Origin of the sequence: Caballeronia sp. GACF4, assembly GCF_023631025.1 — a bacterium.
In the GTDB taxonomy this organism is placed as follows: Bacteria; Pseudomonadota; Gammaproteobacteria; order Burkholderiales; family Burkholderiaceae; genus Caballeronia.
The window spans coordinates 499,946-510,928 of the sequence record NZ_JALQDW010000002.1 but is presented as its reverse complement, the minus strand read 5'-3'; the positions used below and the strand labels follow the sequence as shown (position 1 = coordinate 510,928).

General features: G+C 62.7%; 10 protein-coding genes. 4 read left to right on the top strand and 6 right to left on the bottom strand.

What is annotated here, in order from left to right; all coding sequences use genetic code 11:
• The first annotated feature begins 255 nt into the window (after nucleotides 1–255).
• The 3 genes from dalD to NCR40_RS02410 all read left to right on the top strand — a co-directional run bounded on the left by dalD (nucleotide 256) and on the right by NCR40_RS02410 (nucleotide 4,379).
• Nucleotides 256–1,635, top strand: coding sequence for a D-arabinitol 4-dehydrogenase (gene dalD, locus NCR40_RS02420; protein ID WP_250508625.1), 1,380 nt, complete (start codon nucleotides 256–258; stop codon nucleotides 1,633–1,635).
• Between the two features lie 108 nt (nucleotides 1,636–1,743).
• On the top strand, nucleotides 1,744–3,225 hold the full coding sequence (gene xylB, locus NCR40_RS02415; RefSeq protein ID WP_250491870.1) for a xylulokinase: 1,482 nt from the start codon (nucleotides 1,744–1,746) through the stop codon (nucleotides 3,223–3,225).
• A 206-nt stretch (nucleotides 3,226–3,431) separates the two neighbouring features.
• On the top strand, nucleotides 3,432–4,379 hold the full coding sequence (locus NCR40_RS02410) for a sugar-binding transcriptional regulator (protein ID WP_250491869.1): 948 nt from the start codon (nucleotides 3,432–3,434) through the stop codon (nucleotides 4,377–4,379).
• A 55-nt stretch (nucleotides 4,380–4,434) separates the two neighbouring features.
• On the opposite strand, the gene NCR40_RS02405 is transcribed toward NCR40_RS02410, so the two are convergent.
• From NCR40_RS02405 to NCR40_RS02380, 6 genes are all read right to left on the bottom strand, one after another.
• A complete protein-coding gene (locus tag NCR40_RS02405) occupies nucleotides 4,435–5,583 on the bottom strand; it encodes an ABC transporter ATP-binding protein (protein WP_244827179.1) in 1,149 nt (382 codons plus the stop codon).
• 48 nt (nucleotides 5,584–5,631) lie between these two features.
• Nucleotides 5,632–6,300: an HAD family hydrolase gene (locus NCR40_RS02400; protein ID WP_244827969.1), complete on the bottom strand. Its 669-nt coding sequence runs from the start codon at nucleotides 6,298–6,300 to the stop codon at nucleotides 5,632–5,634.
• Nucleotides 6,301–6,355: 55 nt separating this feature from the next.
• Nucleotides 6,356–7,207 (bottom strand): carbohydrate ABC transporter permease, encoded by an 852-nt coding sequence (locus NCR40_RS02395; RefSeq protein WP_244827178.1) that lies wholly within the window; start codon nucleotides 7,205–7,207, stop codon nucleotides 6,356–6,358.
• A complete protein-coding gene (locus NCR40_RS02390; protein WP_244827177.1) occupies nucleotides 7,204–8,139 on the bottom strand; it encodes a carbohydrate ABC transporter permease in 936 nt (311 codons plus the stop codon). Before NCR40_RS02390 ends, NCR40_RS02395 begins: the two co-directional genes overlap by 4 nt.
• Nucleotides 8,140–8,213: 74 nt before the next feature.
• Nucleotides 8,214–9,575, bottom strand: a complete 1,362-nt coding sequence (locus NCR40_RS02385) for an ABC transporter substrate-binding protein (protein ID WP_250508624.1) — start codon at nucleotides 9,573–9,575, stop codon at nucleotides 8,214–8,216.
• A gap of 198 nt (nucleotides 9,576–9,773) precedes the next feature.
• Nucleotides 9,774–10,196 (bottom strand): hypothetical protein, encoded by a 423-nt coding sequence (locus tag NCR40_RS02380; protein ID WP_250508623.1) that lies wholly within the window; start codon nucleotides 10,194–10,196, stop codon nucleotides 9,774–9,776.
• A gap of 319 nt (nucleotides 10,197–10,515) precedes the next feature.
• On the opposite strand from NCR40_RS02380, the gene NCR40_RS02375 reads away from it, so the two are divergent.
• Nucleotides 10,516–10,974, top strand: coding sequence for a Fur family transcriptional regulator (locus NCR40_RS02375; RefSeq protein ID WP_250463381.1), 459 nt, complete (start codon nucleotides 10,516–10,518; stop codon nucleotides 10,972–10,974).
• Nucleotides 10,975–10,983: the final 9 nt, after the last annotated feature.

Below are 10,983 nucleotides of genomic sequence, written 5' to 3'. Positions count from 1 at the left end.
GCCATGCTGACTATCCGGGTTATTCCCGATTCGTCCTGTAACGGCGCGCTGGGCTACGTCCGGCGCTTAAGCGCCGCTGCCGCGCGCGGCCGCATGCGGCACCGTGCCTTGACTTTCGCGATGCCCAATACGATCATTCGATCAACCAAAGAGCAAATGCTCACCACGGCTGCGTAAATTGTGAGCGCAAGGCGTCGCAAACGCAAACGGTCGTCCGCGAAGAACGGGCGCACATCCAATCAAAGGAAGCGAGACATGACGAGCGAAAACAATGTGATCCTGCACATCGGCGCGGGGTCTTTTCATCGCGCGCATCAGGCGTGGTACTTGAGCCGGCTGATCGAATCGGGCGATGCGAGCTGGTCGCTCGCCGTGGGCAACATTCGCGGCGACATGAACGCCGTGCTCGATGCGCTCGCCGCGCAAAACGGCGAATACACGCTCGAAACCGTCACGCCGCAAGGCGAGCGCGACTACGAAACGGTGCGCTCCATCCGCCGCGTGATTCCCTGGACCGCCGATCTCGACGGGCTCATCGCGGCGGGCAGCGCGCCCGAATGCAAGATCGTATCGTTCACCGTCACCGAAGGCGGCTATTACCTCGACGAACACGACAAGCTCGAAACCGGCAACGTCGATCTCGCCGCCGACCTGAAAGGCGCGAAGACCACCATCTACGGTGCCATTGCCGCCATTCTCGACGCCCGCATGAAGAACGACGCGGGCAAGCTGTCGCTGCAGAACTGCGACAACCTGCGCAGCAACGGCGACCGCTTCAAGGCGGGCATGCTCGAATTCCTCGAACTGCGCGGCGAAACGAAATTGCGCGACTGGATGATCGCCAACACCTCGTGCCCGAACGCGATGGTCGACCGCATCACGCCGCGTCCGACACCCGATGTCGCGGAGCGCGTGAAAGCCGCGACGGGTTTCGACGACCGCGCGCCGATCATGGGCGAGAAGTTCATCCAGTGGGTGATCGAGGATCACTTCATCGCGGGAAGGCCCGCTTGGGAGAAGGTGGGCGCGGAGATGGTCGAGTCCGTGCTGCCGTACGAAGAGGCGAAGATCCGCATTCTCAACGCGAGTCATAGCTGCATTGCGTGGGCGGGAACGCTCGTCGGCCTGCAGTACATTCACGAAGGCACGCAGGACCTGGAGATTCGCGCTCTCGCCGAAGCCTATGTCACCGACGACGTCATCCCGTGCCTCACGCCTAGCCCGATCGATCTGGCGAAGTATCGCGATGTCGTGCTCGACCGCTTCAGCAATCCGTATATCAAGGACACGAATCAGCGCGTCGCCGCCGATGGCTTCTCGAAGCTGCCGGGCTTTATCGCGCCGACGCTCGCGGAATGTTTCGAGCGCGACGTCGATCCCGACTCGACCGCGATTCTGCCCGCGCTCTTCTTTCGCTTCCTCGAACGCTGGCACGAAGGCAAGCTGCCTTATACCTATCAGGATGGCGTGATGGACCCCGCCGTCGCGCATGGCTATTTCACGGCCGACGATCCGATCAAGGCCTTCGCCGGCGACAAGCTGCTCTGGGGCAGCATGGCGCAGACCGAGAGCCTGGAGCGCGTGCTGCGCGCGGCAATCGGGCGCGTCGATGCGTGGCTCAAGAACCGGCCTTGATTGGCTCGCTTGGGTGTTGTGCTCATGGCGCATTGAGGCGCACGGCGTTACATTAGCGCCTCCGGTTTTCTGCCGGGCTTCGCGCCTGGCTTCGACAAAGGTCCGTTCATGTATTTAGGTATCGACCTCGGCACCTCCGAAGTGAAAGTGCTGCTGCTCGCAAGCGACGGCAGTGTAATCGGCACGGCGGGCACGCCTTTTACGGTGTCGCGCCCGAAACCGCGCTGGTCCGAACAAAATCCGCTCGACTGGTGGGCAGGCACGCGCGCCGCCCTCTTCGCCTTGCGCGACAAGTTTCCGAAAGAGTTCGCGCAAGTGCGCGGCATCGGCCTGTCCGGGCAGATGCATGGCGCGGTGCTGCTCGATTCGAGCGATCGCGTGTTGCGCCCGGCCATCCTCTGGAACGACATGCGCAGCGACAAGGAGTGCGCCGAGCTTTACGAGCGCGCGCCGAATCTGCACGAGATCGCCGGTAATCTGGCGATGCCCGGTTTCACCGCGCCCAAGCTGCTCTGGGTCGCGCACAACGAGCCGGAAATCTTCCGGCAGACGGCTTGCGTGCTGTTGCCGAAGGATTATCTGCGCATGCATCTCACGGGCACGAAGGTGTCCGATCCATCCGATGCCGCCGGCACGCTTTGGCTCGATGTCGCGCGACGCGACTGGTCGGACGAACTGCTCGCCGCGTGCAGCATGACGCGGCAGCAGATGCCGAAGCTCGCCGAAGGCAGCGAGCCTTCGGGCACCTTGCGTCCGGAACTCGCGCGTGAACTCGGCTTGCCCGATGGCGTCATCGTTGCGGCAGGCGGCGGCGACAATGCGGCGAGCGCGGTGGGAATCGGCGCAACCGAACCCGGCGATGGCTTCCTCTCGCTCGGCACGTCGGGCGTGTTGTGCGTGGTGGGCGATCGCTTCAGGCCCAATCCGGCATCGGCGGTGCATGCGTTTTGTCACGCCATTCCGGACCGCTGGCATCAGATGAGCGTGGTGTTGTCGGCGGCGAGTTGCCTGCGCTGGGTATGCAAGCTCACGTCCACCGACGAGCCCACGCTGCTTGCGGAAATCGAGGCGCTGCCCGCCGATGCCTTATCGACCGCGCCTTTGTTCCTGCCGTATCTGAGCGGCGAGCGCACGCCGCACAACGACCCTTACGCGCAGGGCGTGTTCTTCGGCATGACGCACGCCACCGATCGCGCCTTGCTCGGCTATTCGGTGCTGGAAGGCGTGACGCTCGCCCTGACCGATGGTCTCGACGCCTTGCAATCCGCGGGCACGGAAGCGCATGCCTTGTCGCTGCTTGGCGGCGGCGCGCGCAGTGCGTACTGGGGCCAAATGTTCGCCGATGCGCTCGATACGCCCACGCGCACGCACGGCGGCGGCGAGACGGGCGCGGCGCTCGGCGCGGCGCGGCTCGGCTGGCTCGCGGCGGGCGGCGATCCGGCGACGGTGCTGACTAAACCTGCCATCAAACAGGAGTTCACGCCGAATGCCGAGCGCCACGCGGCGTTGCGCCAGCGGCTCAAGGGCTATCGCGAGCTGTATCAGCACGTGCGGCCGTTGTTCGATCCGGCGCGTCCGCGACTAGCCTGACGCCGAGAGACGTTCGAAAGCCGGCTGTTGCCGTTAAGCGGGCAGCCGGCTGTTTCGTTTTCCAAACGGCATTCATTGGCCGCCTTGCTTGGCCTGAACGCAGCGTTTCGGTCGTGCGGGTAAATATTCGGCGATGGTTTCCGACGATAAACCGCGCCGCGCGCTATAAAAAGAACTACAACTGAAGCAGACTCAATTCAACGACCGTGCCCAAGCCCAACGAAAAACTCGATCTGGCGACGCGCGCCGCGTGGCTCTACTACGTCGCGGGCAATACTCAGAATGAGATCGCCGAAAAACTGCAAATCTCGCGACCTGTCGCGCAGCGGCTCGTCGCCTTCGCGGTCGAAAAGAACCTGATTCGCGTGCGAGTCGATCATCAGATCGCCGATTGCCTTTCGCTTGCGAAGCAACTCAGCGACCGCTACGGACTCGCGATGTGCGAAGTGGTGCCCATTGACGGCGACAGCAACGAGCAAGTAGACCGCAAGCTCGCGGTAGCAGGCGCGCAGGTGATGGAACGCTATCTCGTCGATGAGAAACCGCTCGTCGTCTCCATCAGCAGCGGGCGCACGCTCAAGGCGGTGGTCGCGCAGATCGGGCAACTGGAGCGGCCGCAGCATCGGCTGGTGTCGCTCGTCGGCGCGATTGCGCACGATGGTTCGTCCAATCGCTACGACGTCGCGCAGCAGCTCTCCGAAAAGACCGGCGGCAAGCACTTCATGCTGCCCGCGCCGCTCATGGCCGATAGCGAAGCCGAGCGCGCGCAATGGTGCAATCACCGTCTTTATCGGATCGTGGATGCGCTCGCGCAGAAAGCGGACGTGGCTTTCGTCGGCATCGGCAATGTGGGCATCAATTGTCCGCTGCACGAGGACGGGTTCATCTCGAACGCCGAAGTCCACGAGTTGATGAAAGCGGGCGCGGTGGCGGAACTGCTCGGCCTGCCGATCGATGCGAACGGAGCGCGCGTCGATTCGAAAACAGGCGCGCGCGCGACGAGCCTCCGGATCGATTCGCCGCCGAAACGGCCGACCATCGGCTTTGCCGGCGGCGAGCGCAAGCGCGCGGCGCTGGTCGCGGCGTTGAAGGGAAAGTGGTTGTCGGGATTGGTGACGGATGAGCTTTGCGCGCGCGCGGCGCTGGCGGCTTGAATCGCTCGTCCCATGACGCCGGCGTCCACGCGAGACACCGGCGCCACTGCGGAGATCAAGCCCGCGCCACGCTCGGCACAGCCAATTCCGGATGCTCCACGAGATAAGCTTCCACCACGTGCCGCCTGAACGCGATGCCGTCGGCGTTGAACAAATGGCAGTGTTCCGGCGACGCGCCCACCTTCAGCTTCTCGCCCCGCGTGTGCTTCTCCAAGGGCGGAATCCGCGAGATCAAGCCGTCCGGCGCCACCGATGTCTCCGCGTACAGATAAGCCGCGTCGCCTAACGTTTCCACGGTCATCGTCGAAGCGGACACGCCGTATTCCGAAACGTTCGGCTGTAACGCTTCCGGACGAATGCCGATAGTCACCGCATCGCCGGGCTTGGCATTGCCTGGCAGCACGCCGGCCAGTTGCGTCTCGCCGGTGGAATACTTCACGAGCACGCCATCGTCCTGAATGCGCTCGACCGTGCCCGAGAGAAAGTTCATCTTCGGCGAGCCGATAAAACCCGCCACGAACTTGTTGGCCGGCGCGTGATACAACGTGTTGGGCGTGCCGACCTGCTCGATATTGCCCGCCGAGAGCACCACGATCTTGTCCGCCAGCGTCATTGCTTCGACCTGATCGTGGGTCACGTAGATCATCGTCGTCTTGAGATCGTCGTGCAGGCGCGCGAATTCCAGGCGCATCTTCACGCGCAACGCGGCGTCGAGATTGGAAAGCGGTTCGTCGAAGAGAAACACTTTCGGCTTGCGCGTGATCGCGCGGCCAATCGCCACGCGCTGGCGCTGCCCGCCCGACAACTGCTTCGGCTTGCGGTCCAGCAAGTGATCGATATGCAAAATCTTCGCGGCGTTCTTCACGGCCGCATCGATCGCGGGCTTCTTCTCGCCCGCGAGCTTGAGTCCGAACGCCATGTTGTCGTAGAGCGTCATGTGCGGATAGAGCGCGTACGACTGAAACACCATCGCAATGCCGCGCTTCGCGGGCGGCAACTCGTTCACGCGCACGCCGTCGATCGACAGATCGCCGCCGCTGATCTCCTCCAGCCCCGCGATCATGCGCATCAGCGTGGACTTGCCACAGCCCGACGGTCCGACGAACACGACGAACTCGCCGTCGTTGATATCGAGGTTGACACTCTTCATCACCTCGGTGTCTTCATATCGCTTGTTGATGTTACGCAGTGTCAGACTAGCCATGATCCGTCTCCATGTTTCTTTGTTTGCGACGCTTAGCCGAGCCTCTTTTCAAGGCGTCTCGAAGGTCGCATGCTGCAGCCATTGTTCGACGAGTGCGGGCAAGCGCGCCATGTCGTCGAAGACGACTTCCGCGCCCGCGCGCTTCAACGCGCCGATCTGTCCTTCCGTCGCATGTCCTCCGCCGATGAACCCTAGCACCTGCATGCCCGCCGCGCGCGCCGCCGTCACGCCGGTCACGCTGTCTTCCACCACGAGGCAGCGCAACGGGTCGACCTTCAACGCGCGCGCCGCCGCTAAATACACGTCGGGCGCAGGCTTCGGGTTCGCCACCATGTCCGCCGTGAAGCGCCTGTCGCCGAAAAACTGCACGAGGCCCGTGCGATTCAGGACGGTATCCACGTAAGCCGCGAAGCTGTTGCTCGCGCATGCCTTGGTGAGCGGCACGGCGGCAAGCGCCTCGGCGATGCCCGCGACCGGCGGCGCTTCTACCGCCGCCGCTTCGACCGCGCGGCGGATCGACATGATTTGATCCTGCGTGAGCGTGCGGTTCACGGTGTCCGCCGCGCTCGCGAGCACGGCTTCGATGCGCAAGCCGAGCAGCGGCATCACCACGGGTTCGATATCGACGCCTGGCCACAGCGTCTGCAATTCCGTGACGAGCATGCGCGCCGCCACGGCTTCGCTGTCGATGAGCACGCCGTCGCAGTCGCAGATCATCAGTCGATCTGCGAGCGCGGCTTCTCTGGAAGGTTTCAGGTTCACTGGGTACGCCTCACTTCACCGCGCCGAAGGTCAGGCCGCGCACCAGTTGCTTCTGCGAGAGCCAGCCGACGATGAGAATCGGCGCGACGGCAAGCAGCGACGCCGCCGAAAGCTTGGCCCAGAACAAGCCTTCCGGACTCGAATACGACGCGATGAACACGGTAAGCGGCGCCGCGTTCGAGCTCGACAGGTTGATGCTCCAGAACGCCTCGTTCCAAGAGAGGATCACGAGCAGGAGACCGGTCGATGCCAGTCCCGGCAGCGACATCGGCATGAGCAGATAGACGATCTCCTGCCACGTCGTCGCGCCGTCTATGCGTCCCGCTTCGAGAATGTCGCGCGGCACTTCGTTGAAATAAGTGAACGCCATCCACACGGCAATCGGCAAATTGATCAGCGTGTACACGATGATGAGACCCGACACCGTATCGAGCAGGCCCGTGTTCTTCCACAACAGATAGATCGGCACCAGCACGCCGACCGACGGCATCATCTTCGTGGAGAGCATCCACAGCAGCACTTTCTGCGTCTTCTTCGTGGGGAAGAAGGCCATCGCGTAGGCGCAGGGCACGGCGAGCAACAGGCAGATCACCGTGACGCCCAGCGAGATCAGCACCGAGTTGAGCGCGAAGCCCCAGTAGTTGCTGCGCGCAAAGACCTCGCGGAAGCTGTCGAGCGTTGGCGTGAAGAAAAGCGACGACGAGTATGCCTGCTGCTCGGTCTTGAACGCGGTGATCGTCATCCAGAAGATCGGGAAGAACAACAGGATCGAAACGATCCACGCCACGATGCCGGGCACGATGCGCTTCACATGTTCGAACACGGGCACGGGCGGCCTGGTGGAAACCGGTTGAGTGCTCATGACTCGTATTCCCCTTTGAGGTTCTTCGCAAGCATTCTCACGAGGAAGAACGCAACCACGTTCGCGAGGATTACCGCGAGGATGCCGCCCGCCGATGCGAGACCGACATCGAACTGCTGCAAACCGAGCGCATAGATGAGATACGACAGGTTGGTGGTCGCGGTGCCCGGACCGCCGCCGGTGGTCGTATAGATTTCAGCGAAGATCGACAGCAGGAAGATGGTTTCCATCATCACGACGACGGCGATTGCGCGACGCAAGTGCGGCAGCGTGATGAAGAAGAACATGGCGAACGGACCCGCGCCGTCGATGCGCGCCGCTTCCTTCTGCTCCTGATCGAGCGACTGGATCGCCGTGAAGAGAATCAGGAACGCGAACGGCAGCCATTGCCACGACACGATCATGATGACCGCGAAGAGCGGGTAGTCGGCGAACCAGTCGATCGGCTGCATGCCCATGGAACGCATCAGCGAGGCGACCAGGCCATACACCGGGTGCAGGATCATGTTCTTCCAGATCAGCGCGGACACCGTCGGCATGACAAAGAACGGCGCAATCACCAGAAGCCGCGCAATGCCCTGCCCGATGAATTTGCGGTCGAACAGCACGGCGAGCAGCACGCCGCCGATCACCGTGATGCCGAGCGTCGAGCCGATCAGGGTCAGCGTATGGCCAATGGACGGGCCGAACGCCGGGTCGGTGGCGAGGAACTCGTAGTTATCGAAGCCCGCGAAACCCTTAACATCGGGATTGAGCAGGTTGTAGCGCGAGAACGAAAACCAGATCGTCATCGCGAGCGGGATCGCCATCCACAAGAACAGGAGACCGGTCGAGGGCGTGATCAGCCAGCGCACCGACTTCGCGCGCTTCTTGTCGCGCTCGGCCGCGGACTCCTGGTAGTGGTCGGAGATAGGGGGATTCAGTTGACTCATCGTGACACCTCTCGATGATTGACCGGCCGCGCATCTTCGGAGGGCGAAGACGCGCGGCCTGCGAACTACGTGACTTACTTCTGATAGCCCGCCTGTTTCACTGCGCGATCGGCTGCCGCGTTGGCGGCCTTGAGCGCGCTATCGACGCTGCCCTGATTCGCGACAACGCCGGCGATCGACTGACCGACTACCGTGCCGAACGACTGGAACTCGGGGATGCCCACGAACTGGATGCCGCTATACGGCACCTTCTTGAGCGACGCATCGTTCGGATTGGCGCTTTCGATCGCCGCCAGCACGAAGTCGCCGAACGGCGCGGCCTGTTTGTACTCGGGGCGCGCGTAGGTGGACTTGCGCGTGCCCGGCGGCACCGAGGCCCAGCCCTCGTCCTTGCCGACCATTTCTATATATTCCTTCGACGTGGCCCACGCGGCGAACTTCTTCGCGGCGTCCTGCTGCTTCGACGTCTTCGGGATCGCGAGCGACCACGACCACAGCCAGTGCGAGCCCTTCGGCGTCACGGCGATCGGCGCGGCGGCAAAGCCGATCTTGTCCGAGACCTGCGACTGCGCCTTGTTGTAGAGCATGCCGGCGGCAACCGTCGCGTCGATCCACATTGCGCACTTGCCCGAGGACATCAGCGTGAGGTTTTCGTTGAAGCCGTTGGAGCTTGCTCCCGGAGGGCCGTCGGCCTTGAGCAAGTCCGCATAGAACGACACGGCCTTGTGCCATTCGGGCGAATCGAGCTGCGCCTTCCATTGTTCGTCGAACCAGCGGCCGCCGAAGGTGTTCACCACCGTCGAAACGAAGGCCATGTTCTCGCCCCAGCCTGCCTTGCCGCGCAGGCAGATGCCGTATTGGCCCTTGGCCTTGTCGGTCAGCTTGTCGGCGAATTGCTTGATCTGATCGTAGGTCGGCTGATCGGGCATCTTGAGGCCGGCCGCGTCGAACAGATCCTTACGGTAATAGGTCATCGAGCTTTCGACGTAGAACGGCAGCGCATAGAGCTGGCCGTTGTACGAGAGACCGTCGCGGGCGGTTTTCACCACGTCGTCGAGGTCGTAGTTCGCGGGCAGATTGGCCATCGGCGTGAGCCAGCCACGCTTGCCCCACTGCGGCGCTTCGTACGTGCCGATGGTGAGCACGTCGAACTGGCCGCTGTTGGTCGTGATGTCGGTGGTGGCGCGCTGACGCAGCACGTTTTCTTCGAGAATCACCCACTTCAGCTGGATGTCCGGATTGGCCTTCTCGAACGCGGGCGAGAGCTTCTTCAGCTCGATCATGTCCGGGTTGTTGAGCGTGGCCACCGTGATGGTGGTCGCTGCTTGCGCAGGCGGCACGAAGGCCGCGCTTGCCGCGATGAGCGATGCGACGACGCCGGTCACGGCAAGCTGTGCACGCGGCTCTGCCCGAACGATAGTGTGGATGCGTTTCATTGTGGTGCGTCTCCTTTTTTGTTGGCATGGGCGCCATGCGGGAAACAGGCCGTGCGGCGATGTCTTCGATGCCGTCGGTGCCTGTCTCGCAAGCGCCGGTGTGCCGCTGCCTGCTGCCTCAGGGATGCGCGATGGATATCGCGTGGATTCCGGTTTTGCTTCGGGTTTTCTTTTGAATCTTCGCTGCGGTATCGCCTCTTACCTTTCGCTGCCTTCTTTGGTCTTGCGCCCTACCCTTGCGTGCTTATCGTGCCGTTTCACTATAGACGGTGCGCCTCGCGCTGCAAGGGCCGTCAACTCGTCCGCTTGCCGCTTTTCGACGCTGAGCTCGCGGGCCATGATGTCGTTGACCGCGAAGACATGGCCGTGGATTTCCCGCGATTTTCCGAGGATTGGGTGCATGTCGATGAGCGCCGCGTGACTGAAGGGAATGTCGATACCGCCGGAACGCTCGACGGTCTTGGCGACGATGCGCTCGAACACATGCACGCGTTCGCCAGCGTCTTCGGAGCGCCGACGGAGTTCACTCTCGTCATCGACCACGAGCTTCGCGCCTTCTTCAAGAAAAGACCGCGCCACCGCTTCGCCAATACCACTCGTGGCAACCGTGATGATCGCCACCTTGTCGCTCAATCTCACCGACATCTCCGAGATTTTTGTTTGGTTCGAAGTGAGCGAACGCTCTGGCTTCGATCAATTGCTCTTTGCGTGGTCGAATGATCGGCGTTGTGTGCAGAAGTGTCAAGGCGGGAAAACCAGTTTCGATGGTGCGACGCGCAATTGCGTCCGCGGCGGAAAGCCGCGCCAGTCGCTGCTCCGAGCAACGGTCGTTCCTAAAGGTGCACTCGACGCTGATACGTTATATCATCTCGGAATTCTCCGATTCGGCATTCGACATGAACGCCGTGTCATGCATCAAACCCGGACACCGAGCCTCAACATGACCGCATCCGTCGAAACCATGCTTGCTCGCGCGGAAGCGCTGGCGAGCGAGCGCGGCGTCGCGCTCACACCCTTGCGCCGACACGTGTACGAACTCGTGCTGAAGGCGCACAAGCCGATCGGCGCCTACGACCTCATCGACGCGATGGAGCCGAAGCGCGGCGCGCGCGTGCCGCCCACCACTGTTTATCGCGCGCTCGACTTCCTGGTCGAGAACGGCTTCGTGCATCGCATCGAATCGAAGAACGCGTTCGTCGCCTGCTGCGATGCCGGCAAGCCGCACGAAAGCCAGTTCCTTATCTGCGACGACTGCGGCAACACGCTCGAAATACAGGGCCGCGATCTGGCTTCGTCGCTTTCGGCCACGCCGCCCGCGCATGGCTTCGAAGTACGGCATCAGGTCGTCGAATTGAGCGGACTGTGCAGCGATTGCCAGAAGAAGCACCGCCACGCCTGAGCGCACGTC

What these genes read in the sequence shown, in the direction of transcription:
- dalD (WP_250508625.1), top strand. Translation starts at nt 256, where the DNA reads ATGACGAGCGAAAACAATGTGATCCTGCACATCGGCGCGGGGTCTTTT.
- xylB (WP_250491870.1), top strand. Translation starts at nt 1,744, where the DNA reads ATGTATTTAGGTATCGACCTCGGCACCTCCGAAGTGAAAGTGCTGCTG.
- NCR40_RS02405 (WP_244827179.1), bottom strand. Translation starts at nt 5,583, where the DNA reads ATGGCTAGTCTGACACTGCGTAACATCAACAAGCGATATGAAGACACC.
- NCR40_RS02400 (WP_244827969.1), bottom strand. Translation starts at nt 6,300, where the DNA reads ATGATCTGCGACTGCGACGGCGTGCTCATCGACAGCGAAGCCGTGGCG.
- NCR40_RS02395 (WP_244827178.1), bottom strand. Translation starts at nt 7,207, where the DNA reads ATGAGCACTCAACCGGTTTCCACCAGGCCGCCCGTGCCCGTGTTCGAA.
- NCR40_RS02390 (WP_244827177.1), bottom strand. Translation starts at nt 8,139, where the DNA reads ATGAGTCAACTGAATCCCCCTATCTCCGACCACTACCAGGAGTCCGCG.
- NCR40_RS02385 (WP_250508624.1), bottom strand. Translation starts at nt 9,575, where the DNA reads ATGAAACGCATCCACACTATCGTTCGGGCAGAGCCGCGTGCACAGCTT.
- NCR40_RS02375 (WP_250463381.1), top strand. Translation starts at nt 10,516, where the DNA reads ATGACCGCATCCGTCGAAACCATGCTTGCTCGCGCGGAAGCGCTGGCG.